Source organism: Enterobacter cloacae complex sp. P1B, from assembly GCF_014982345.1.
In the GTDB taxonomy this organism is placed as follows: Bacteria; Pseudomonadota; Gammaproteobacteria; order Enterobacterales; family Enterobacteriaceae; genus Enterobacter; species Enterobacter bugandensis.
In genome coordinates, this window is record NZ_JADCLF010000003.1 from 47,420 (window position 1) to 72,060 (window position 24,641).

Consider the following 24,641-nt stretch of genomic DNA (forward strand, 5'->3'; position numbering starts at 1 on the left):
CTTCGCTTACCGGGCCTACAATCCGCATTCAGGCTTAAATGCTGAACGAAGAACCGCACCCGCAGGTGCTTGTTGCGTTCGGGTTGGTCACCACAAAACGCGAACCTTCCAGACCTTCGGTGTAATCCACCGAACCGCCCACCAGATACTGCAGGCTCATCGGGTCAACTACCAGCGCGACGCCTTGCTTCTCGATGGTCATATCGCCGTCGTTCACCTGATCGTCAAAGGTAAAACCGTACTGGAAGCCGCTGCAGCCGCCACCGGTAATATAGACACGCAGTTTCAGATCCGGATTGTCTTCGTCGGCAATCAGGGTTTTCACTTTGTTGGCTGCTGCTTCGGTAAACTCCAGCGGCACAGCTACGTCATCACTCATCTTATGCTCCCATGAATACTGCTATTGGGTAAAATTCACCCAATTCTTTTCGTCATTATCTAATACCCTGGTAATTCATTCAAGTATTCTACGTGGCGGCCCGCTCCGCCTCTTGTTTTGCCAGGGTACGCGCGAGGATGGTGGAGTATAGCGGTTTTCCACCCAGGAATTGGGCTAATAGTGTCGCGCCGAGACAGGTAATGATCATTGGCAAAATGAGCTGGTAATTATCCGTCATCTCCAGCACCAGCACGATGCCGGTTAACGGCGCGCGCAGGGAAGCGGCCAGCAGCGCCCCCATCCCGGCCACTGCAAAGGTGCCGGCGTCCAGATGGTAAGCGGGGAAACCTGCCTCAGCCGCCATACCAAACGCGGTGCCGAGCAGCGTTCCCAGCGCCAGCATCGGGGCAAAAATCCCGCCGGGCGCGCCGGAGGAGAAGCACAGTACCGTCGTAATGACCCTGGAGAAAAACATAAACAGCAGCAAACCCACGCTGAAATTCCCGGCTGCGGCAATGGGAATCAGCCCGAAACCGCCGCCCGCGGCATTCGGTTCGATAAAGCCGAGCACGCCACAAATGCCGCCCAGCAGGCCGCCCATCAGCACCCATTTCGTGGTATTGCCGCCGTGAACGCGCTGGAACATATCCTGAGCGCGTAAGATAAAGGTGTTAAACAGCGGGCCCACCACACCAAAAATCATGCCGAGGATGAGGTATAGCCACAGGGTGTTAACCGGTGCGTTGGTCAGTTTACCGACTTCAATCACCGCCCCTTCGCCATTAAAAATGCGAAAGACGATGCTCGACATAATGACGCCGGTAAACACCGCTTTAATGGAGATCAGGTTGTAGCGGAACTGCGCGCGCATCTCTTCGATGATGAACAAAATACCGGCCAGCGGCGCGTTAAACGCCGCAGAAAGCCCCGCCGCTGCACCGGTGGCCAGCAGCGTATGGCGCGCCTCGGCGCTGCGCATGCGGAACAGATCGCCCACCATGCGGCCGACGTTCCCCCCCAGCTGCACCGTTGGCCCTTCCCGGCCGAGCACCATCCCTGCGCCCAGCGTCCCCATGCCGCCAATAAACTTAACCGGGATCACCCGCCACCAGCGCACCGGGCGCAGCTCCTCCAGCGCGCCTTCAATTTCCGGGATGCCAGACCCGCCCGCCTCCGGGGCGAATTTACGCACCAGAAAATACCCCACCATGGCAAACAGCGCAGACAGGCCGAATGCCGCTACCCAGACCAGCCATTCGCGATCGGCAAAACCGGCTACGGTACCCACTCGCCAGTTGAGTACGGCGTTAACCGCTTTTTCAAACGCCACGCCAACCAGCCCTGCAAGGGTACCCACCACGGCAGCGGCCAGCAGGATCGCCAGCGGCGTTTTATCGCGATTGAGCAGCCGCCGAATGCTGACTCGGTGCTGGGCGCGCGTAAACTGTTGTTCTTCAAAAGACGGGGAATCTGATTTCATGTCCTGTTCTTATTCGTCATACAAAAAGCCGCGAAGATTTTACCAGAGACCTTCCCTGCGACGCCTGAAAAATACTTAACAAATCTTAAAGCATTAACAGGCTAAAAATTTCATAACCTTCTGCGGATCACTTAGAATAGTGTGCTTAATCATTTTATACGAACCAGGAACGACGCCATGAGCAAGTCTGAAAACCTCTACAGTGCAGCCCGCGAGCTAATCCCCGGTGGCGTGAACTCGCCAGTACGCGCCTTTACCGGCGTGGGCGGCACGCCGCTGTTTATTGAACGTGCTGACGGCGCGTATCTGTATGATGTCGATGGCAAAGCCTATATCGATTACGTCGGTTCCTGGGGGCCGATGGTTCTCGGACATAACCATCCCGCCATTCGTAACGCGGTCATCGAAGCCGCGCAGCGCGGCCTGAGCTTCGGTGCGCCGACCGAGATGGAAGTGAAAATGGCGGAGCTGGTTACCGAACTGGTGCCGACCATGGACATGGTGCGTATGGTGAACTCCGGTACCGAAGCCACCATGAGCGCCATCCGTCTGGCGCGCGGCTTTACCGGTCGCGACAAAATCATCAAATTCGAAGGCTGCTACCACGGCCATGCAGACTGCCTGCTGGTGAAAGCGGGCTCCGGCGCGCTGACCCTCGGCCAGCCAAACTCGCCTGGCGTACCTGCTGATTTCGCGAAGCACACCCTGACCTGCACCTACAACGATCTGAACACCGTTCGCGCGGCGTTCGAGCAGTATCCGCAGGAGATCGCCTGCATTATCGTTGAACCGGTTGCGGGCAACATGAACTGCATCCCGCCGCAGCCTGACTTCCTGCCGGGCCTGCGCGCGCTGTGCGATGAGTTCGGCGCGCTGCTGATCATCGATGAAGTGATGACCGGCTTCCGCGTGGCACTGGCGGGCGCCCAGTCTTATTATGAGGTTGAGCCGGACCTGACCTGCCTCGGCAAAATCATCGGCGGCGGCATGCCGGTCGGTGCTTTCGGCGGTCGTAAGGACGTGATGGAAGCCCTGGCGCCAACCGGCCCGGTTTACCAGGCGGGCACGCTCTCCGGTAACCCAATTGCCATGGCTGCGGGCTTCGCCTGCCTGACCGAAGTGGCGCAGCCGGGTATTCATGAAACCCTGACGGACCGTACCACGCAGCTGGCAAACGGTCTGCTGGAAGCCGCAGAAGAAGCGGGAATTCCGCTGGTTGTTAACCACGTGGGCGGCATGTTCGGGATTTTCTTCACCGATGCGAAAACCGTGACCCGCTATCAGGACGTGGTGAAGTGCGACGTTGAGCGCTTCAAGCGGTTCTTCCACCTGATGCTGGAAGAAGGCGTGTACCTGGCACCGTCCGCGTTCGAAGCGGGCTTTATGTCCGTGGCGCACAGCGAAGAAGATATCAATAACACCATCGACGCGGCGCGTAAGGTGTTTGCGAAGCTCTAAGGGCATTGCTAAAACGGCAATCTAAGGATTGCCGTTTATTTTTATTACCGGCTCTGCTTTCTCAACAGATAAATAAAATACGGCGCACCGATAAAGGTCGACAACAGGCCCGCCGGGATCTGATACGGGAACAGCACCATCCTTCCACACCAGTCGGCAAACACCAGAATGACCCCGCCCGTCAGGGCCGACATCACAATATGTGGCATCGTCCGTCGGAAACCCATCATTCTGGCGATATGCGGCGCCATCAACCCTACAAAGCTTAGTGGACCGATGGTCATGGTGGCGGTTGCCGTCAGACACGCCGCCAGCAGAAGAAGCGCGACGCGCGTTGGCGTCAGCGCTAAGCCGACCGCACGCGCGGTTTCGCCCCCCAGCGGCAGAATGGTCATCCAGCGACGGCACAGCGGTACCATCGCCAGCAGCACGATCATAACGCTTCCTGACCAGGCAACCTGGCTGGCGGTGGCGTTGTACGTTGAGCCGGAAATCCAGGTCAGGATCTTCGCCATGCGCGGATCGCCGCTCGCCTGCAGCATCATCAGCAGCATAGTAAAGGCGGTGCTGAGCGCCATACCGGCCAGCAGCATGCGGTGCGGAGAAAATCCACCGCGGCCAGAGGCAACCAGAATAATCATCAGCGTGGCCGCCGCACCGATACTCCCGGCAGGCATCAGCCAGCCAAACGCATTGCCCGGCACCAGGAAGAGCATCAGCACCACGCCAAAGGCCGCGCCGGAACTGATCCCCAGCACTTCAGGGCTTGCCATCGGGTTACCGGTCAGACGCTGAATAATACAGCCCGCCACCGCCAGCATCACCCCGGCAATCAGCGCGGAGAGAATACGCGGCCAGCGCCACTGCAGCAGTTCGTTGAGTAAGTCACCCGTTGCCCAGTGCCAGCCTGCGGCATCGCGCCCAAACGCGAGGGCGGCAAACGAGGCGATAAGCAACACCGCCAGACCGGCAAGGCTGAACCACAGCACCGACTGACGTTCAGCGTAGACCTTATCGCCAGCGTCCATCGCTGGGGCGCTGATACTGCGCAGACGCGGGAGCAGCCACAGCAGCAGCGGCGCACCGATAAGCGCCGTTGCCGACCCGGTAGACACTTCCATCCAGACGCGCGCCAGCCAGAGAATGATCTGATCGGAAAGCCAGAGGATCAGCGCCCCGATCAGCGGCGCCAGCAGCAGACGTGCCAGAAGGCGACGCGCCCCGAGCATTTTTGCCAGCAGCGGCGCAAAGAGGCCGATAAACCCGATGATGCCAACCGCGTTAACCAGCAGAGCGCTCAGCACAATCGCCAGCGTGAGCGCCGCCAGACGAGCCAGCGACAGCGCCAGCCCCAGGTTGCGCGCCACGCCATCATCCAGCCCCATCAGAGTGAGCGGGCGCAGCAGCAGCAGCGTGAGCACCACGCCGCCAAACAATTGTGGCCACAGGCGCTGGACGATACTCCAGTCGGTCTGGGTGAGCGTGCCGGTGCTCCACATAAACATGCTTTGCAGCTGGTCGTGGTGAAACAGCACCAGCAGTTGGTTGATCGCGCCGCAGTAGAGGCTGACGACCAGCCCGGCGAGGATCAGCGTGACCGGCGAGAGACGTTTTCCCCAGGCCACGCCAAAGACCAGCGCGCCCACGACGCAGGCGCCTGCCAGCGCGGCAAACTGCGAGGTTAATGCCCCCGGCAGGGTCCAGAGGGTGGTGATGGTGATCCCCAGCTGTGCCCCCGTCGCCACGCCCAGCGTGGTTGGCTCCGCCAGCGGGTTACGCAGCACCTGCTGGAACAGCACGCCCACCAGCCCCAGCCCCGCTCCGACCAGCAGGGAGATGCTAAGACGCGGCAGCAGGCTGTAGTGGAACAACATCTGCTGAATATTGTCGATATCCGGAGCGGCAAACGCGGCCGCCCACTGCTCGCGCGGCAGTGCCGTGGAGAGGTTGAACCCGGTTAGCGCCAGCGCCGCCAGAAAAATCAGCCCCAGCAGCAGCGCCGGGAAACGGGCAATACGCGTACTCATGCTTTGCCCCCCATCACGTTGTCCAGCACGCGGGCAAAGTGCATTGCCGACAGCGTCGCGCCGTAAAACCATACCGCAGGGGCGCGCAGGAAGCGCTGCTCGCGCACGAACGGCATCGCCTGCCATAGCGGGGTCGCCATCAGGGTTTGCATTTCACGCTCGTTGCCGTGGTCAAAGCACAGCACGTCGACGTCTCGAAACGCCGCCAGGCGGTCGATGCCCACGGCGGTGCTTCCCCAGAACGTCATCTCGCCTTCCCAGGCGTTGCGAATGCCGAAGTTGTCGAGCACTTCCTGGAACAGGCAGTTCTTTCCAAAGACCAGCATATGGCGGGCATCCAGCAGCGTCACCATCAGCAAAGGCCGATCGCCACGGCGGGCAAAGCGCGGCTTAAGAGACTCAATCAGCGCGTCAAACTCATCGAGATGCTGTTTTGCTTCCGCTTCCCGGTTGAGGAACTGGGCCATCTCGTGGATGGAATTTTTTGCCATGGTCAGCGGCTTTTTACCGTCGCTAAAGGAAAAGCCTCGTCCCGGCGCAATCTTCGCCATGATCTCTTCCGACGGGCCATACCCCGCAGACCAGAATAAATAAGACGGTTTCATCTGCGTGAGAAGCTCAAGGTTTGGCTCCGTGCGCAGACCGATGTCGATGACCGAGTCCGGCAGTTTTGGCTCATTCACCCACAGGGTGTAGTTGGGAATGTCGGCCACGCCGTAGGGCGTGATACCCAGGGCCATCATCAGCTCGACGGGTAACCACTCCAGCGCCACGATGCGGTGCGGATCGATAGCGGCGGCGCGGGCCGGGGCCATCTTCAACAGCAGCGGCGAGAGCGCCATGACCGTCAGCAGGCGACGGCGGCTAATGTATGTTGAATCCAGCATCAGTAGACAAAGCTCACGGGAGCAGCCCCGGCCGGGTGAGGCAAAATACCCATCGGAATACCGTAAATATGTTCCAGCGTTTCGCTGCGCATCAGCTCAGACGGCGTGCCCTGAGCGATCATTTCACCGCCGCGCAGCGCGACGAGGTAGTCACAGTAGCGTGCCGCCATGTTGATATCGTGCAGGACAGCGATCACCGTCAGGCCGCGCTGCTGGCTTAAGCGATGCACCAGCGCCAGCACGTCGACCTGATGGGCGATATCCAGCGCAGAGGTCGGTTCATCCAGCAGCAGGCAGCGGCTGTCCTGCGCCACCAGCATCGCAATCCACGCCCGCTGACGTTCACCGCCGGACAGACTATCCACCAGGCGATGCGCCAGCGGTTTTAGCCCTACCAGCGCAATCGCCTCCTCTACTTTCTCCCGGTCGGTGACACCGAAGCGGCCAAGTGCCCCGTGCCACGGATAGCGGCCAATCGCTACCAGCTCACGCACCGTCATCCCTTCCGCCTGCGGCAGCTGCTGCGGCAAGTAGGCCACCTTGCGGGCAAAGGCTTTACTGCTCCAGCCCTCCAGCGGCCGATCGTCCAGCAGAATATCCCCTTCAGAAGGTGGCTGGTGGCGTCCCAGCATCTTGAGCAGCGTGGATTTACCGGAACCGTTGTGGCCAATCAGGCCCGTCACTTTACCGGCAGGAAACGTCAGAGAGAGCGGATGCAGCAGGGTGCGCCCGGGTACGCGAAAGGAGAGATTATTGAGCGTAAAGGTGGTGTCGGATTGCGTTTTATTATCCTGCATGTCAGCCAACTTAAATAAAAAGGGCACGGCGAACCGTGCCCATAAAGAGGTTAGAAGCGGAAGGTCGCGGTGGCGACAACCTGGCGTTCAGCACCCCAGAAGCAACCGTAGGTGTTGAAGCAGCTGGCAACGTACTCACGATCGAACAGGTTGTTCACGTGAAGCGCGACGTTTGATCCGGCCATGCCTACACGCGCCAGATCGTATCTGACCAGTGCATCAACCAGTGTATAGCTTCCAACAGTGAAGCTATTCGCCGGGTCACCTTTGCTGGAGCCGGTATAACGCACACCGGTACCCAGCGTCAGGCCAGAAAGTGGGCCGTCAAACATCGTGTAATCACCCCACAGGGATGCCATATGTTTTGGCACCTGCGCCGGCGTGTTGCCTTTGTAGTTGGTGTCGGTGGTGTATTCCGCATCGGTATAGGTATAAGAACCGACAACGTTCACGCTGGCAGATAACGCCGCTTTGGCTTCCAGCTCTACGCCACGGGCGCGGATCTCGCCGCCTTCAACGGAGAAGGGTGAGCCAGTTGGGTCAGCCATCAGGTTGTTAGTTTTGGTCAACTGATACACTGCACCGGTGATCACAATCGGACGATCGTTAGGCACGTATTTCACGCCCGCTTCGTACTGTTTGCCTTTAGACGGTGAGAATGGTTTACCTTGAGCGTCGGTCAGGGAAGCCGGTTCAAAGGATTCGCTGTAGCTGAAATAAGGAGTTACCCCGTTGTCGAACAGGTAGTTAACGCCGCCACGCCAGGTGAACTGAGTATCATCACGCTTGGCGGTGGTATTTAATACGCGGTTGTAGGACTCCTGATCGGCCCAATCGTAACGGCCGCCCAGTGTCACCAGCACTTTATCCCATTCGATCTGATCCTGAGCGTAAACGCCGGTCTGCTTCTGCTTGTTCAGCACCTGGTAAGCACCAGATGGTCCAGGGTGTGAACCGAAATCGAAATCGCCACGATCGAGATCGTAAATATCGGATGGCGCAACGGAGCCGGCATAGCCGAACCAGGAGTTAATGTCATTACGCATGCGCATGAAATCAACGCCTGTCAGCAGAGTATGGTCGAGAGCCCCCGTCGCGAACTTGCTCTGAAGCTGCGTATCAACGGTGAAGTTTTGCAGCTTCTCGTCATCGATCACATACTGGCGAGTCAGCGTATGCCCCCATTGTGACTGAGGAATGCTCGCGCAAGGGCTGGATGCCGGATTACTCGAATAGAGCGGATCGGAACACATGCCGTAGCCGTAAACGCTGTTTTGCGAGGTTTTGTTCTCGGCAAAGCGCAGATTCTGACGCACGGTGAAAGTATCGTTGAATTCGTGGTCGAAGCTGTATCCCACCATTTTCTGGTTACGGGAATAGGTGTTGTTCTTCGCGCCTTCATTGAAGTTAGTCGGCAGACGATCGCCGTTTGGCAGCGGGTCAACCGTCCCCTCTTTTGGCAGCCAGCCGTAGTAGCCCGTTTCAGGCTCGTTCTGGAAGTAGGAGAGGAACGTGAAGGTGGTTTTGTCATCCGGACGCCAGGAGAAGGATGGCGCGATGGCATAACGCTGCTCGCCCTTATCTTCCTGCTGCGAATTGTTCGAGCGCGCAACGCCCGTCAGGCGGTATGAATAGACACCGTCATCGTCGATCGCATCGCTGAAGTCAAAGCCTGTCTGGAACAGGCTGTCGGTACCCACTTTAAACTGGATCTCTTTCAGCGGCTCGGTTGTTGGGCGCTTACTTACCATGTTCAGCAGGCCGCCTGGGCTGCTTTTACCGTACAGAACGGAAACCGGACCGCGCATGATTTCGGCGCGCTCCAGCATGTACGGGTCAATTACCGCGTCGTTGTAGAAGTTCCCCTGCATTTTCATGCCGTCGAGGTAGTTGTTTTGGCTCTGGCCATCGGCCGCGAAACCGCGAATAACCAGATAATCATAGGTGTTGGACGCACCACGCGTGCCCACCGCAACGCCCGGCGTGTAGCTCAGGGCTTCTTTAACCGAACGCGGCTGGTGCAGCGCCATCTCTTCGGCCGTCACCACAGAAATAGACTGTGGAACCTTTTGAATTGGGGTGTCTGTTTTGGTACCGGTCGCAGATTGGCGAGCGGCGATAGTCGCAGCAGGTCCCCAGGCACTCTCCTGTGCAGCAGGTGCAGCGGTAACGGTAATAGTATCTTCTTTTTTCGGGGTTTCGGCAGCGTGAGCAAATGCAGACATGCCGGCAACCGCTGTGGCTACGACAACCGCGACTTTACGCAGCGACGTGTTAATTGGCTGAGCAGTATTGGAAAGCGCCATGTTTATCTCTGATGGAAAAGTGAATGATAACGTAAACGAGAATTATTATTATGACCGCAGAATAATATGCGAAACGCTGGTTGCATAGCAAGCAGTAAGCGGCCCTACAAGATTTAAGGGTTTAAGAATTAACCAGATGAAAAGAGAGGGTTAACGAAGTTAGTGAAATGATCCTTAGCCCGCCAGAGCGGGCAGGATGAATCAACGGTAAAAGAGCTCGAACGTCGCGACAGAATCGACTTTGCCGGCTTTTATCTCCCCCGTCCTGACGTAGCGAGCCTTGAGTGGGATCTCGACAGGAACGTTGTCCTGCGTGCCGGTTATCGCCGTATAGTTCCGATCGAACTGCAGTACAGTATCATTCTGGTCAAGGATCTGAATGCCGACGCCTTCAGCGGCGGAATCTCCGGAGGCGATCCCCAAAATATTGCCGTTCGTGACGCCCGTTGATCCCGCGCTGGTAAACTGATAATCCACCTTTGTGCCTGCCGCGCAGTCGGTGATCTCAATCTTAAAGCTGCCGTCCGTGAGGATGTCAGAGTATTGGCCGCTAAAGTCCTGGGTATTGACCGTTTTCAGCGGCACATAGATGTTGCGATCGACCAGGTTACAGGTGTTTGTGGTGATGTGAATAGTGGTGGGAGAGAAGCGCATTTCACCGATCGGCGCGTTGCCCATGATATCCATTGAGGTTAACCGTGAGGTATCAAGATCGCCCTCCTGGATAGCGCCCGTGACGACCAGCTGGGCAGCGGCGCGAAATACAGATGTACTTGTCGAAGAGCCGTGGATCGATCCCAGAAATTGCATGGGCCGGACTAAATCCTGTTCAGTGTAACCGGGAAGCCGTTCGGTCGATGACGCCGCACGGATGCCAATACCCGGCACGTTGGTCTGATAAACCCCGCTCATCACACCTTCGCGCGCATCCGCATCCGTGAGGTACAAATACCCGCGTCGAATTTGCGCGTCAACGCTACAATCCACCGTTACCGCTTTACTCTCGACGCTGGCGTCATAAAGCACGGTGCCGACGGGCGTGTCGGGGGCGACAATAATGACCGGGGGAAGCTGAAACGTCACCACGGCATCCGCGTCAGCGCTGCCGTTGAAGGTACAATCTGCCCGGGCTGAATGGCAAAATGCCCCCGCCAGCACAAGCAGTAACGGTGGCAGGAAAGTGTTAACGATACGACGTAGATTCATGAAATACCTCAGTTAAGGCAGTTGACCGTGGCTTTCACGATCCCTGCCGCGCTGTGCGAGGGAAGATCCAGCGTCCCGTGACACTGCCGATCGCGCTCTTCTCCCCACTGCACGCTAAACGTTGTTTTGCCGGACAGCCCTGTCAGGTAAACCTCCCCGTCATCACCCACGATGGCCGTGGTGTTGTCCAGCGCCACCAGGGCACCAAACGGCACGGGCTTACCCGCGTAGAGCAAGGTCACCAGCGCGCGTCGTCCCACGCGCGCGTCGAACGTGGCCGGCACTGCCGCCCCTTTCGTCGGCACGAGATCCAGCGTTGCCGCGTCGATATCAATATCTTCCCGATCCTGCGTATTCACGGTGATGATGTTGTGCCGATAGGCCGTCAGAGAAGGAACAATCGCGTTACCAAAACGGTCCGTCGTGATGCCGCGCCCGTTTTGCACTTTGACGTTATCACCATCTTTAATGTGCACAATGGCGAAGGCGTCGCGTACGGGTTGCCCCAGCGTCACGCCATGCTCGTGAGCAACGATTGACCCCTGAGCGCTGTAGTTCCACTGCCGATTGTTACCACCGTAGCTGTACCCCATCCCTACCTCTCCGGAAGCCCCGCGATAACGCCCGGACAGGCTGCCGCCGTAGCCCGTATCCTGGTTGGCATAGGTCTGCTGGAGGTTGTAGCTCAGCTTATTGTCCTCCAGCGCGGTACCGCCAAGCCCAACCTGATGCGAGACAAATCCGCCACTGGAGGTATTGGCACTGTAGGTTGCCCAGGAATTCGGCAGCCACTTTGATAACGGAATGTTGACCGTCAACGCCATTTGCCGGTCGGTATCGGCATCTGGCGTGCGGGTCAGGTTGTAACTTATCGACCAGGTGATGTCGCGCCAGCTGGAGCTGAACCCCGCGCTGACGCTACGCTCATGGCCGTCCATATCCCAGTAGTCCTGCTGATAGCCGTTGAGATAGGCCGAGCCCCAGTCAGAAACCCGCTGGGAAAGGTTGAGCTGCATGCGGCTACGGCGGTTATTAGTTCTGCGGTAGGTATAAATGCCGTCATCGATTTCGCTGTCACGCTGATCGATAGCTTCCTGAAAGGTATAGAACCCCGATGTGGAGTAGCGATAGCTGGCAAGCGTGATGGTGGTATCCGTGTCGGGAATATCTTTTGAATACTGCGCCCGCCAGGATAAACCGCTGGCATCGTCACGCCCGTCATCAAACGCGGTACGCGCGGCCGTGAGGTCGACAGAGGCGGAGCCGAAATGCCCCAGATCGGCACCGAGCCCCAGCAGCAGCGCATGATACAGTGATGAACCCAGCGCGCCAGTATACGCCGTGACGCCGTAAGGCAGACCATAGATGGCTGTGCCTTGCGCAAAGGTGGGTTCGTCTTCACCTTCATTACCGCGATAGCGCCCTGCGGCCAGCGAATACTTAAAGCCGCCTTCCCGCTGTAACACCGGCACCGACGCGCTGGCCTGGATGAAGCTATGCTCGCTGCCGTCCGCCTCTTCGACAGTCACTTCCAGATCGGCTCCGGATGTTACCTGGCTTAAATCGCGGATCTCGAACGGCCCCGGTGAGACGTTTGTCTGATAGATGGTGTAACCGTTTTGCTTGATAGTGACTTTCGCATCGCTATTGGCAATACCGCGCACGACGGGCGCAAAGCCCTGCTGACTAACAGGCAGCATAGAAGTATCCGTTTCCAGCTTCACGCCGGTCATCTGGACGCTGTCAAAAAGTTCACCATTGGTATATGTCTGACCAATCTCAAGCTGGCTTTTCAGCGTTTTGATGTCGCGTTGTAACGTGCTGGCAATGCCCTCCCAGCCGGAAGCGTCGCTCCAGGTGCTGTTATTCCGCAGCCGCCACGCCCCAAGGTTAATCCCCGACTCCAGGCCAAGCCAGGTCGAAGAGGTTTTGCCCGAACTGTAGTGCTGCTGAGAACCGCTGAGTTGATAGCTTGTCCAGGCGGCAGGCGCGCCGTCATCCCAGAATTTTGGATGTATCGCGCCAGCGGCAGCATGGTCGCGATACGCCTGCGGGATGACCAGCTTCAGGGTCTGATCATCCTGATTGTATTCGTAACGGGCATTTTCAATGAAATGGGAGATATCGCGGACATAAGCGCCGTCATCCAGATCTTTTAAGTCCGGGATCGTGTCGACTTTCACGCCGTAATCGCGCAGATCCGCTTTCGTCAGCTCCGGCAGCAGGCGCTGTTTATCGTCAGACAGCACGAAAGCGATGGGACGTTTATCCACTACATCCCGATCCCACATAACAGTCGTAAGGTAGCTTCCGGCAAGTAGCCCGTTATCGTTAATGAAGTTTTTTAATGTAGAGGTATTTTCGAGGGGCGTATCCAGCTCAAGGATCCGCAGGTTAAATTCGTCATCAGCACTTGCAGGCTGGATCGCGGCGAGCAGCGTCAGCGCGATCCCGTACAGTACCTGTTTGTGAAGCAGAGATGACGACATAAAATACCAACATGATGATTTAAAGAGCCTGCTTGCGCTGCGGGGTTTGCCCACCGAAATCATTGATTGCTGTCCAGGTCACCGCGCCCTTTGCTGAATTCGGTAACGCGAAACGCTGCTCGCTGAACGGAGCCACCATCATTGAAATGGCACCTGGTGTGGTTTTGGTCTCTTTCACCGGAACACTTTTCCCACCAACGGCCAGCTCGCCAAACGAGACGTAAAACGGGGTCGGGTTGTTTGCAATTAGCGTGTCGCCCTGACGCTGGAATGTGATTTTTGTGTAGGCTTCCAGGGCATCGCTTTCCTTCAGCTGAGCCGGACGCCAGAAAAGCTTCAGGCGCGTTTTCATCGCAAATTGCAGCGTGTTTTTCTCTTTCAGCTCCGGCGAGAGTGCCGATACGGATTTAACGTTTGCCAGAAACAGAGATTCCCGGTCTGCGGGCAGGCTTTTTTTATCGCCGGTAAAAATAACGTGCAAAAGGGTTTGACGATTTTCCTGCAATTTGTAAACAGGAGGAGTAATAATAAATGGCGCTTTCGCATCATTGGGGTAACTGACCCAGCTTTGCACCAGATAACGTGTATGCGGATCTTTATTTTTAAGTGCTATCTGAACTTCTGATTTATTCGATGGATAAATAATTCGCGTACCACCGAGAACAACACTTGCCTGTACTGAACAGCAGGAAATAATTAAACAACCACATAACAATTTAAATAAAGTCTTCATACAATGTTCCAAAAAGGCAGCCGTTCAGGCTGCCCGTCATTGCTTAGCGATAGACAACCTCGAATGTTGCAGAGGAGGAGTAATGGCCCGCGGTTGGCGCGGTATCCCCCACCTGAATCACTTTCGCGGTGTAGTTAAAGACAGAAGCCGTTGCCCCGGTCGCGTCGTTATTCACATCGGTACCCGCATCCGGTACTGAACCGTCGAAAACAACATCGCCTTTAGCGCCGTTCTCATTGCTGACGATGATGCCAACGTTGGTCGCATTGCCTGCGCCAGACAGATCGTTCTGCAAGCGCTTGTTAGCGGCGTCTGTTGTCGTGCCGCTAAACTTGAGGTTCAGTTTAGCGACCAGCGGGTCACATTTTTTCACTTCAATCTTAAAGGCTTTTGAGGTGCCAACCGTACCGTCAGCGCCAAAATCCGAAGGATAGGTATCTGCGAAAGTGACGGTGGAAGCGTTAGTCCCTGTGCCATCAACGTTAATTTCACAGGTATCGGCAACAATTTTTCCGGCGAAGTTCACCGTACCGGAATCGTTTGATGCAAATACAGGCAGAGACAGCGCGGCCATAACGCTTCCGGCTAAAAATGTAGAGACAATTTTTTTGTTCATGAAAAATATCCTTATATTTGACAAATGTGGCATCCATTCGCACTACAAATATTTTGAGTCGAAATGTTATCCAGCATGTTACACATGACTGACTAAATAGGAATATCCTTTGAGCCAGTGAATTTCTTATGGCGATTACATCAGATTATTCTTCATTGTGTCCAGAGAGGATAAAGTTACGCAACATGTAGAAGATTTCAAATGCATGTTTTAGATGAAAAAAATGAGAACTTAAAAAATCTAAATTAGATATTTAATTTTTTTAAAAATTGCAGGATGTAAAAAACAAAAAAACCGCTTTATATTAAAGCGGCTTTTTATTCAGGGAATTAATTAATTCCCACCAAACATATCCTTGATCCAGCCGGCCACGCCATCACTGTCTTTCTTCTCGTTCTGCTGCTGGGCCGGTTGTTGCTGCGGCTGCTGCGGCTGAGAAGATTGATCGAACGGGTTGCCCGTTGGCTGTTCAGGCTGGCTCTGCTGGCACAGTGAGTCCGGGTTGGTCGTCCAGACCGGCAGGGTACGCATCCCGCCGCCGCAGATAAAGTTCCCGGAACCATCCACGCCCATATCGACGATATCTTCCGGCGCGACCAGGTTCAGCGGCACAGGTGACTGGTTCGCCAGGTAGCGCTGGTAAATCGACATCGCCCCGCTCGCCCCGTAAAGTTTGGTCGGCTGGTTGTTGTCACGGCCTACCCAGGTGATCACCACTTCACGGCCATCAATACCGGCAAACCAGGTATCGACGTTGTTGTTGGTGGTCCCGGTTTTACCCGCCAGATGCAGACCAGGATACTTCGCCCCCAACTGACGACCGGTACCGCGCTGCACAACCTGCTGCATCGTCCACAGCGTCATGTAGGCCGCCTGCGCAGGAACGGCACGTTCAGCCTGCGGGAAGCTCTGATACAGCACGGAGCCATCTTCGGCAATCACCGAACGCAGGGCAGAGAGCGGTGCGCGGTTACCCCCGCTGGCAATGGTCTGGAACGCCTGCGCCACTTCGATCGGCGTCAGGTTAAGCGCCCCCAGAATCATCGCCGGAACAGGGTGCAGCTGATCTTTCGGTACGCCCAGCTTCTGCCAGGTATCGACAATGGCCGGCAGGCCCAGCGCCATACCGAGGTTAACCGTAGGTACGTTCATGGAGCGGGTTAACGCGTCCACCAGCATCACCTGGCCGCTGAACTGTTTATCATCGTTCTGCGGTGACCAGACCTGGCCGTTAGGCTGACGCAGGGAGATTGGCGCATCGGCGATCCAGGTGTTCAGGCGATACAAATTCGGCTGGCTCAGCGCGGTGAGATAGGTCGCCGGTTTAGCCAGAGAGCCAATCGAACGACGCGCCTGCATCGCGCGGTTGTAGCCCGCATACTGCGGCTCTGCGCCGCCCACCATCGCGCGCACTTCGCCGGTATTGCGGTCAACCACCACCATCGCGGTTTCCAGATCGGAGAGCTTGCGCTGCTTCTTCAGCGCCGGGATCCCTTCCACCGCCGCTTTTTCTGCCGCGTCCTGGGCTACCGAGTCAAAGGTTGTGAAGATCTTCACGCCGGAGAGATCTTTGACCTTATCACCGAGCTTGCTTTGCAGCTCCTGGCGCACCATCTGCATGAAAGCAGGCTGCGGAGAGATCACCCCACCGCGCGGCTGCACGCCCAGCGGACGTGCGCTAAGCATGTCGTATAATTCCTGGTCAATCACCTGCTGCTGTTGCAGCAGACGCAGTACCAGGTTACGACGCTCCAGCGCCAGTTTCGGGTTGCGCCACGGGTTATAAATGGACGCCCCTTTCACCATGCCCACCAGCAGCGCCTGCTGGTCAAGGCTGAGCTCTTCCACCGGACGGCCAAAGTAGTACAGGCTCGCCAGCGGGAAGCCGCGGATCTCGTTATCGCCGCTCTGGCCGAGGTACACCTCGTTCATGTACAGCTCAAGGATACGATCCTTGCTGTAGCGCGCATCCATCAGCACGGCCATGTACGCTTCGTTGGCTTTACGCCAGTAAGAACGCTCGCTGGAGAGGAACAGGTTCTTCACCAGCTGCTGAGTAAGCGTACTCGCCCCCTGCACGGTACGGCCCGCAGTCAGGTTCGCCAGCACCGCACGGCCGATGGAGTAGAGACTGATACCGTCGTGCTCGTAGAAATGGCGGTCTTCGGTTGCCAGCAGGGTATCCACCAGCAGATCCGGGAAGCCGTTACGCGCCACGAACAGGCGCTGTTCGCCATTGGCGGACGAGAGCATGGTGATCAGACGCGGATCAAGACGGAAGAAACCGAACTGGCGGTTATTGTCCATGTTCTCAATGGTTTCCAGCCGATCGCCGTCAAAAGTCAGACGCGCGCGCACCTGCCCCTCTTTGCTGTCCGGGAAGTCGAACGGGCGGCGGATCATCTCAATGCTTTTCGCCTGGACGGTAAATTCGCCCGGGCGGGTCATTTTCGTGACCTGACGATACTGCGTAGCTTGCAGCAGTTTCACCATCTCGTTCTTGCTGATGGACATGTCCGGCTCAAGGTTCACCATGCGACCATACACTGCCGCCGGCAATTGCCAGACTTTCCCGTCGATACGGCTGCGGATCTTCTGATCCAGATAAACGCCGTAAATCGCGATCAGCACAACAAAAACAATGAACAGCTTCAGCAGCAGCCAGAACCAGCCGCGCTTCCCACGAGGCTTACGCCCTTTGCCTTTTCCTTTACGCGGCATGGGTTCTTCATCCTCATAATCGTCTTCATAGCCATCGTCATACTCCTCATCTCTGAGGCGACGACGGCTTACTTTTTCTTTCGCCGGACGCGCGGGTTTTCCCTTACGTCCTATTGGCTCGCGGTCATTCCCCGCCATGCTTTTTCTCCGCAACTTTCAGGCGCAAAGGCCAGATTTTCTTTTCTTCCACAGGCCTGTGATAGAAGAAATCTCTCAAAATTGGTTTTCTCCCTCTCTCCGTGGGAGAGGGCCGGGGTGAGGGCATCAGGCCGCACTTTCCCCACTACGAATATTTCTTCGTCCGCCGCGTCGGCGCCGTATTCGCCGGATCGTCCGGCCATACGTGTTTGGGGTAGCGCCCTTTCATCTCTTTCTGCACTTCACGGTAGCTTCCCGCCCAGAACGCTCCCAGATCGCGGGTGATCTGCAACGGACGATGCGCAGGCGAGAGCAGCTCAAGCACCAACGGCACCCGCCCTTCCGCAATAGACGGTGTGGTTGCCTCACCAAACATCTCCTGCATCCGAACCGCCAGCGCCGGAGGATTATCCTCATGATAACGAATGGCAATCCGGCTCCCGGTGGGCACAGTGTAATGCCCAGGAAGCTCACTATCCAGACGTTGACGTAATGACCAGTCCAGTAAATTCTGTAACGCGGTCTTAACATCAAGCGCCTTAAGGGCGCGCAGAGAGTGCACGCCGCTCATTTGTGGCAGCAGCCACTGCTCAAGCGTCGCGAGCAGCGTCTCATCATCCACCGCGGGCCAGCCGTATTCCGGTAGCCACTTCGCGGCGCAGTGCAGACGAATGCGATACTGTTCAGCTTCCGGCGTCCGATTCAGAACGTTAAGGCCCTTTTCCCGAATGCCGTTCAGCATTGCCTGGTGTAACTCTTCTTCCGACGGCTTCGCCAGCGGTTTCGTCCCGAGGATCAGTTTGCCAATCTGACTACGCCGAAACGCCTTTAGCGTCCCCTGAGCGTCATCCCATTCCACGATGTCCGATTGCTGGAGCAGCTGCGGGCAGGTACGCGTCAGGGCATCTATGTCCGCGGCAATCGCCTGTAAAATACGGGCATCAGGAGACTGGCTGCCCTGAAGCAGGAGCGGCGCGATCAGCCATTCATGTCGCGTCAGGGCATCATCGCTGTCCAGCATCGCCCCCATGCCGTTTGCCAGCTGATAGCGTCCATCCAGCCCGCGGCGGCGCGCAATCCTGTCCGGGAAGGCCAGCGCCAGAAGGGAGGCAATCTTATCGCCGTCAGGTGAACCGCCCCGGCAGTTCAGGCGTTTGCACAGCTGCTGCGCCCGCTGCTGCCAGTTTCCCTGATTGCGCGAAAACGCCTGCCCCAGATCGCTGCTGCCTCCGCGCGGCGGCTCCTCAAGAATAGCCGCCAGTTTCGCCGCTGTGGCAATTTCATCTTCGCCCTGAGCGGCCACCAGCATCGCCGCCAGACGCGGATCGTTGCCCAGCGCCGCCATTTTCTGACCGCGCGCCGTCAGACGTTCACCTTCCAGTGCGCCAAGCTGGGTGAGCAGGCTGCGCGCGGCGGCGAGATTCACGACAGGCGGCGGATTAAGCCAGGTGAGCTGTTCAGGATCCGGGCAGCCCCACAGCAGGAGATCCATCACCAGCCCGGAGAGATCGCTTTGTAAAATCTCCGGCGTGCTTTGCTGTGCCGCGCGTTCAGCCTGCTCCGCGCTGGTCAAATGCAGGCAAATACCCGGCTCAAGACGCCCCGCACGGCCCGCGCGCTGCACCATTGACGCCTGGCTGATGCGTTGTGTCAGCAGTTTAGTCAGCCCGGTGCGCGGATCAAAGCTCGCCACCCTCTCCTGCGCGCTATCCACCACCAGGCGAATGCCTTCGATGGTTAAACTGGTTTCGGCAATGTTGGTTGCCAGCACGACTTTACGCTGCCCCGCCGGGGCGGGAAGGATGGCTTTACGCTGCTCGGTCAACGACAGGGCGCCATAGAGCGGGCAAAGCAGTACGTCACTGCCCACCCTGGAGGCCAGCCGCTCCTGCACGCGCTGAATCTCCCCCACGCCGGGCAAAAACAGCAGCAGCGAGCCGGGCGCCTGGCGAAGCAGGTCAGCAGTAGCAATAGCTACCGCTTCGTCAAAGCGCTGATGGGCAGGAAGCGGCTGATAGCGACGCTCAACAGGAAATGCCCGTCCTTCTGAGCTGATGACCGGCGCATCGGGTAATACCTGTCGTAGCCGCTCGTTATCCAGCGTCGCCGACATAATCAGCAGCCGCAGATCGTCGCGCAGCCCCTGCTGAACGTCGAGCAACAGCGCGAGGGCCAGATCGGCCTGCAGGCTGCGCTCGTGGAATTCATCCAGGATCACCAGCCCGACGCCGTTCAACTCCGGGTCGTTTTGCAGCATGCGGGTAAGAATGCCCTCGGTGACCACCTCAAGCTGCGTGGACGGGCCGACGCAGGTTTCGGCGCGCATCCGGTAGCCTACCGTTTCACCCGGTTTTTCATTCAGCAGTTCCGCCAGGCGCTGCGCCACGTTGCGCGCGGCCAGCCTGCGCGGCTCCAGCAGGATAATTTTCCCGGCAATCTTCCCCTCTTTAAGGATCTGCAGCGGCAGCCAGGTAGATTTACCCGCCCCCGTAGGCGCGTTAAGCAAAACCTGCGGGGCATGTTGTAAGGCAGCGAGAAGCTCAGGAAGAACGACGGCGACCGGCAATGAGGACACTAACTGCTCCAGAGGGTTAACATTAGTCGGCGTACATTGTAGCATCGGCGCATATCATTACCGAGTCCCCCGTATGTCTGATTCGAAACGGCTGTTTTTTGCCATTGAATTGCCCACCACCCTACAGCGGCAAATCGTTCGCTGGCGCGCGGAACATTTTCCACCGGAAGCGGGCCGACCTGTTGCGGCGGCAAACCTGCACCTGACGCTGGCCTTTTTGGGTGACGTGAGCGCCGAAAAACAGCGGGCATTAGCCGCCATGGCCGGGCGTATTGTCCAGCCGGCGTTTACGCTGCACCTTGACGATGCGGGTCAGTGGCTGCGTTCGCGCGTGGTCTGGCTGGGTACGCGCCAGCCGCCGCGCGGGTTGTTACAGCTCGCCAATATGTTGCGCGCGCAGGCAGCGCGCAGCGGCTGTTACCAGAGCCCGCAGCCGTTTCATCCGCACGTCACGCTGCTGCGCGATGCCGGTCAGGCCGTTGCCATTCCGCCGCCGGGTTTTCACTGGGCTTTTCCGGTTAATGAATTCGCGCTTTATGAATCCGTCTTTGCACGGGGACGCACCCGCTACAGGCCGCTACAGCGCTGGACGTTGGGCGACACCACAAGGAATTCCGATGAAGTTTAGTCCTGCACTCCAGTCCGCCACGCTGATCCAACGCTACAAACGCTTCCTCGCCGACGTGGTGACGCCGGAAGGCGAAGAGCTCACCCTGCACTGCCCCAACACCGGCGCCATGACCGGTTGCGCCGCGCCGGGTGACACGGTCTGGTATTCCACTTCAGAAAATACTAAACGCAAATATCCCCATACCTGGGAAATAACCGAAACGCAAAACGGGGCGTTTATTTGTGTTAATACTCTGCGTGCAAATCAGCTGGTTAAGGAAGCGCTGACGAATGGCGCCATTCCCGAACTGGTGGGTTACGGTACGCATAAAACAGAAGTGAAATACGGCGATGAAGGCAGCAGAATTGACTTCATGTTACAGGCGGAAGGCCGTCCTGAGTGCTATATTGAAGTAAAATCAGTGACGTTAGCGGAACAGGAAAACGGCTTCTTTCCGGATGCGGTAACGCTACGCGGGCAGAAGCATCTGCGAGAGCTAATGAGTGTTGCGGCGGCGGGCAAACGCGCCGTATTGCTGTTTGCGGTGTTGCATACAGCGATTGAACGGTTTTCCCCTGCCCGCCATATCGATCCTAAATACGCACAACTGTTGAATGAGGCACAAAAGCAGGGGGTAGAGGTTTTAGCTTATAAAGCGGAACTTTCTGCCGATAATATGACTCTGAGATCGTCTCTTCCCATTGTCTTATAAGGGATTAGACGATTGATGAATAAGTGTTCTGGCCGCGTGCGCAAATACGCTTTTCCTCACAGGCTTGTCAAGTGTTACGTTTAGATAATTGCCATACGGAAAAGCATCTGCTATTTATAGCGACCTGATTTTTCCCCCAACACGGGGATCGATAGTGCGTGTTAAGGAGAAGCAACATGCAAGAAGGGCAAAACCGTAAAACATCGTCCCTGAGTATTCTCGCCATCGCTGGGGTGGAGCCGTATCAAGAGAAGCCGGGCGAAGAGTATATGAACGAAGCCCAGCTGTCGCACTTCAAGCGTATTCTTGAAGCATGGCGTAATCAACTCAGGGATGAAGTGGATCGCACCGTTTCGCATATGCAGGATGAAGCTGCTAACTTCCCGGATCCGGTAGACCGTGCCGCTCAGGAAGAAGAGTTCAGCCTCGAACTGCGTAACCGTGACCGCGAACGCAAACTGATCAAAAAGATCGAGAAAACGCTGAAAAAAGTCGAAGACGAAGATTTTGGCTACTGCGAATCCTGCGGTGTTGAAATCGGTATTCGTCGCCTGGAAGCGCGTCCAACCGCCGATCTGTGCATCGACTGTAAAACGCTGGCCGAAATCCGCGAAAAACAGATGGCCGGCTAACGCCAGCGCTGTTTATACACTTCAAAGGCGGGAGTCTCTCCCGCCTTGTTACTGTTGATATGTCTGAATCACACTATATCGGGCGCTTTGCGCCATCTCCTTCCGGTGAATTACACTTCGGCTCATTAATTGCCGCGCTTGGTAGCTACCTGCAGGCTCGCGCCAGTCAGGGTAAATGGCTCGTCCGCATCGAAGATATTGACCCTCCGCGTGAAGTTCCCGGTGCTGCAGACACCATTCTGCGTCAGCTGGAACATTACGGTCTTCACTGGGACGGCGACGTTCTGTGGCAGTCACAACGACATGAGGCTTATCGGGAACGTCTGGCCTGGCTCAGTGCTCAGGGGCTCTCCTATAACTGCACCTGCACCCGCGCGCGTATCCAGAGCGTGGGAGGTGTGTATGACGGCCACTGCCGCACGCTGAATCTTCCCCCGAAAAATGCCGCCGTACGCTTGCTACAGCGCGCGCCCGTCACCCGCTTCCACGATCGGCTCTCCGGTGAGATTAGGGCGGATGAACGTCTGGCATGTGAAGATTTTATTATTCACCGTCGTGATGGTCTGTTTGCGTATAACCTGGCGGTGGTCGTCGACGATCATTTCCAGGGCGTGACGGAAATTGTGCGCGGGGCGGACCTGGTCGAACCGACCGTACGGCAAATCTCGCTTTATCATCAGTTTGGCTGGACGGCGCCGGATTACATTCATCTGCCGCTGGCGGTCAATGCGCAGGGCATTAAGCTCTCCAAGCAAAACCACGCCCCGGCCCTGCCAGACGGCGATCCGCGTCCTGTTTTGATCGACGCGCTGCGATTTCTCAACCAGAATGTAACCAACGAATGGCAGGATCTGCGCATTGACGAATTGCTGAAAATAGCCATTGCCAACTGGACGCTCGCGGCAGTGCCAAAAATCCAGCATTCTCAAATGCGTTGCGCTGAGCTATGATTAGCCGCTTTTTTCATAACAAAACACACTACGAGGTGTACCATTTTTACCCGAGTCGCTAATTTTTGCCGTAAAGTGCTAAGCCGCGAAGAGAGCATGGCGAACGACGCTATTGCACAGCCACACATGTCGGTTATTCCGCGTGAGCAGCACAATATTTCCCGCAAAGATATCAGTGAAAATGCCCTCAAGGTACTCTATCGTCTGAATAAAGCGGGCTACGAGGCCTATCTCGTTGGCGGTGGGGTGCGTGATTTATTGCTGGGCAAAAAACCGAAAGATTTCGACGTGACGACCAGCGCCACGCCCGAGCAGGTGCGTAAATTATTCCGCAACTGCCGTCTCGTTGGCCGCCGTTTCCGTCTGGCTCACGTGATGTTTGGGCCGGAAATCATCGAAGTGGCGACCTTCCGCGGCCACCACGAAGCGGGTGCATCCGACCGCACCACGTCACAGCGCGGCCAGAACGGTATGCTGCTGCGCGACAATATCTTCGGCTCTATCGAAGAAGATGCCCAGCGTCGCGACTTCACCATCAACAGCCTTTATTACAGCGTGGCGGATTTCACCGTGCGTGATTACGTCGGCGGCATGCAGGACCTGAAAGAGGGTCTGATCCGCCTGATCGGCACGCCGGAAACGCGCTATCGCGAAGATCCGGTGCGCATGCTGCGCGCCGTGCGTTTTGCCGCCAAGCTGAACATGCGCATCAGCCCGGAAACCGCAGAGCCGATCCCGCGTCTGGCGACGCTGATTAACGACGTGCCGCCAGCCCGCCTGTTTGAAGAGGCGCTGAAGCTGCTGCAGGCCGGCTACGGGTTCGAAACCTACAATCTGCTGCGCGAATACAACCTGTTCCAGCCGCTGTTCCCGACCATTACCCGTTACTTCACCGAAAACGGCGACAGCCCAATGGAGCGGATGATTGCGCAGGTGCTGAAAAATACCGACACCCGCATCCATAACGATATGCGCGTGAACCCGGCATTCCTGTTTGCGGCAATGTTCTGGTACCCGCTGCTGGAAACGGCTCAAAGAATCACCCAGGAGAGCGGCCTCGCCTATTACGATGCCTTCGCGCTGGCCGCGAACGATGTATTGGACGAAGGGTGCCGCACGCTGGCTATCCCAAAACGTATTACCACGCTGGTGCGCGACATCTGGCAGCTTCAGCTGCGCATGTCCCGCCGTCAGGGCAAACGTGCCTGGAAGCTGATGGAGCATCCAAAGTTCCGCGCCGCCTTCGACCTGCTGTCGCTGCGTGCGGAAACTGAACGCAATCAGGAGCTGCAGCGCCTGGCGCAGTGGTGGGCCGAATTCCAGGTTTCCGCCCCGCCGGAGCAGAAAGATATGCTGACCGGGCTGGATGAAGAACCTGCCCCGCGTCGCCGTCATCGTCGTCCGCGCAAACGCGCACCGCGTCGTGAAGGGACAGCATGACCCTTGCGTATATCGCCATCGGCAGCAATTTAGCCTCTCCGCTGGAGCAGGTGAATGCTGCCGTACAGGCGCTGGGTGAGATCCCGCAAAGCCGTATCGTGGCGGTCTCCTCCTTTTACCGCACGCCGCCGCTAGGCCCGCAGGATCAGCCTGATTATCTGAACGCCGCCGTGGTGCTGGAAACATCCCTCGATGCCGAAACGCTGCTGGACAACACTCAGCGCATCGAACTGCAGCAGGGGCGCGTACGCAAAGCCGAACGCTGGGGGCCGCGCACGCTTGATCTCGATATTATGCTGTTCGGCCATGAGGTGATTAACACTGAACGCCTCACCGTACCGCATTACGACATGAAAAATCGTGGCTTTATGCTCTGGCCGCTCTTTGAAGTGGCGCCCGATCTCACCTTCCCGGAAGGCATCCCGCTCAAAGCCGTTCTGGACAACCTGAACGCGGAAAGACCCGCTCGCTGGTGATCCTCTTCC

Annotated in this window: 19 protein-coding genes; 7 read left to right on the top strand and 12 right to left on the bottom strand. The window is 57.2% G+C overall.

The window, feature by feature from the left end; translation table 11 throughout:
• Window positions 1-34: 34 nt before the first annotated feature.
• Entirely contained in the window at window positions 35-379 is a 345-nt protein-coding gene (gene erpA / locus INF77_RS01580) for an iron-sulfur cluster insertion protein ErpA (protein WP_008501923.1), read from the bottom strand.
• Window positions 380-467: 88 nt separating this feature from the next.
• Window positions 468-1,859: a H(+)/Cl(-) exchange transporter ClcA gene (gene clcA / locus INF77_RS01585; RefSeq protein WP_193532828.1), complete on the bottom strand. Its 1,392-nt coding sequence runs from the start codon at window positions 1,857-1,859 to the stop codon at window positions 468-470.
• A gap of 177 nt (window positions 1,860-2,036) precedes the next feature.
• Between clcA and hemL the strand changes: the two genes are divergently transcribed.
• Window positions 2,037-3,317 (top strand): glutamate-1-semialdehyde 2,1-aminomutase, encoded by a 1,281-nt coding sequence (gene hemL / locus INF77_RS01590; RefSeq protein ID WP_041911201.1) that lies wholly within the window; start codon window positions 2,037-2,039, stop codon window positions 3,315-3,317.
• A gap of 44 nt (window positions 3,318-3,361) precedes the next feature.
• Here the strand turns inward: hemL and fhuB are convergent, their stop codons facing one another.
• From fhuB to hrpB, 10 genes are all read right to left on the bottom strand, one after another.
• The gene (fhuB, locus tag INF77_RS01595) at window positions 3,362-5,344 is read right to left on the bottom strand and encodes a Fe(3+)-hydroxamate ABC transporter permease FhuB (RefSeq protein WP_047367358.1); all 1,983 of its coding nucleotides are present in this window, start codon (window positions 5,342-5,344) and stop codon (window positions 3,362-3,364) included.
• Complete coding sequence (gene fhuD / locus INF77_RS01600) at window positions 5,341-6,231, bottom strand: Fe(3+)-hydroxamate ABC transporter substrate-binding protein FhuD (RefSeq protein ID WP_088204387.1); 891 nt, start codon at window positions 6,229-6,231, stop codon at window positions 5,341-5,343. Before fhuD ends, fhuB begins: the two co-directional genes overlap by 4 nt.
• Window positions 6,231-7,028 (bottom strand): Fe3+-hydroxamate ABC transporter ATP-binding protein FhuC, encoded by a 798-nt coding sequence (fhuC, locus tag INF77_RS01605; protein WP_193532829.1) that lies wholly within the window; start codon window positions 7,026-7,028, stop codon window positions 6,231-6,233. Before fhuC ends, fhuD begins: the two co-directional genes overlap by 1 nt.
• Window positions 7,029-7,078: 50 nt before the next feature.
• The gene (gene fhuA, locus INF77_RS01610) at window positions 7,079-9,334 is read right to left on the bottom strand and encodes a ferrichrome porin FhuA (protein WP_045259489.1); all 2,256 of its coding nucleotides are present in this window, start codon (window positions 9,332-9,334) and stop codon (window positions 7,079-7,081) included.
• A 201-nt stretch (window positions 9,335-9,535) separates the two neighbouring features.
• Window positions 9,536-10,540, bottom strand: coding sequence for a fimbrial protein (locus INF77_RS01615; protein WP_193532830.1), 1,005 nt, complete (start codon window positions 10,538-10,540; stop codon window positions 9,536-9,538).
• Window positions 10,541-10,548: 8 nt separating this feature from the next.
• Window positions 10,549-13,029 (bottom strand): fimbria/pilus outer membrane usher protein, encoded by a 2,481-nt coding sequence (locus INF77_RS01620; RefSeq protein ID WP_126817808.1) that lies wholly within the window; start codon window positions 13,027-13,029, stop codon window positions 10,549-10,551.
• A gap of 19 nt (window positions 13,030-13,048) precedes the next feature.
• Window positions 13,049-13,762, bottom strand: a complete 714-nt coding sequence (locus INF77_RS01625) for a molecular chaperone (RefSeq protein ID WP_028015559.1) — start codon at window positions 13,760-13,762, stop codon at window positions 13,049-13,051.
• 43 nt (window positions 13,763-13,805) lie between these two features.
• A complete protein-coding gene (locus INF77_RS01630) occupies window positions 13,806-14,378 on the bottom strand; it encodes a fimbrial protein (protein ID WP_193532983.1) in 573 nt (190 codons plus the stop codon).
• Between the two features lie 333 nt (window positions 14,379-14,711).
• Window positions 14,712-17,237 (bottom strand): bifunctional glycosyl transferase/transpeptidase, encoded by a 2,526-nt coding sequence (gene mrcB, locus INF77_RS01635; protein WP_193532982.1) that lies wholly within the window; start codon window positions 17,235-17,237, stop codon window positions 14,712-14,714.
• Between the two features lie 145 nt (window positions 17,238-17,382).
• Complete coding sequence (gene hrpB, locus INF77_RS01640) at window positions 17,383-19,812, bottom strand: ATP-dependent helicase HrpB (RefSeq protein WP_193532981.1); 2,430 nt, start codon at window positions 19,810-19,812, stop codon at window positions 17,383-17,385.
• A gap of 73 nt (window positions 19,813-19,885) precedes the next feature.
• On the opposite strand from hrpB, the gene thpR reads away from it, so the two are divergent.
• From thpR to folK, 6 genes are all read left to right on the top strand, one after another.
• Window positions 19,886-20,440, top strand: coding sequence for an RNA 2',3'-cyclic phosphodiesterase (thpR, locus tag INF77_RS01645; protein ID WP_049137776.1), 555 nt, complete (start codon window positions 19,886-19,888; stop codon window positions 20,438-20,440).
• Window positions 20,430-21,134 (top strand): DNA/RNA nuclease SfsA, encoded by a 705-nt coding sequence (gene sfsA, locus INF77_RS01650; RefSeq protein ID WP_041911210.1) that lies wholly within the window; start codon window positions 20,430-20,432, stop codon window positions 21,132-21,134. The genes thpR and sfsA overlap by 11 nt, the downstream gene beginning before the upstream one ends.
• Window positions 21,135-21,310: 176 nt before the next feature.
• Window positions 21,311-21,766, top strand: coding sequence for an RNA polymerase-binding protein DksA (dksA, locus tag INF77_RS01655; RefSeq protein WP_013095632.1), 456 nt, complete (start codon window positions 21,311-21,313; stop codon window positions 21,764-21,766).
• Window positions 21,767-21,825: 59 nt separating this feature from the next.
• Window positions 21,826-22,716, top strand: a complete 891-nt coding sequence (gene gluQRS, locus INF77_RS01660; RefSeq protein ID WP_193532980.1) for a tRNA glutamyl-Q(34) synthetase GluQRS — start codon at window positions 21,826-21,828, stop codon at window positions 22,714-22,716.
• Between the two features lie 42 nt (window positions 22,717-22,758).
• Window positions 22,759-24,156, top strand: coding sequence for a polynucleotide adenylyltransferase PcnB (gene pcnB, locus INF77_RS01665; protein WP_028015552.1), 1,398 nt, complete (start codon window positions 22,759-22,761; stop codon window positions 24,154-24,156).
• Window positions 24,153-24,632 carry a 2-amino-4-hydroxy-6-hydroxymethyldihydropteridine diphosphokinase gene (gene folK, locus INF77_RS01670; RefSeq protein WP_047367349.1) on the top strand — a complete coding sequence of 160 codons (480 nt, stop codon included), beginning with the start codon at window positions 24,153-24,155 and terminating at the stop codon, window positions 24,630-24,632. The genes pcnB and folK overlap by 4 nt, the downstream gene beginning before the upstream one ends.
• Window positions 24,633-24,641: the final 9 nt, after the last annotated feature.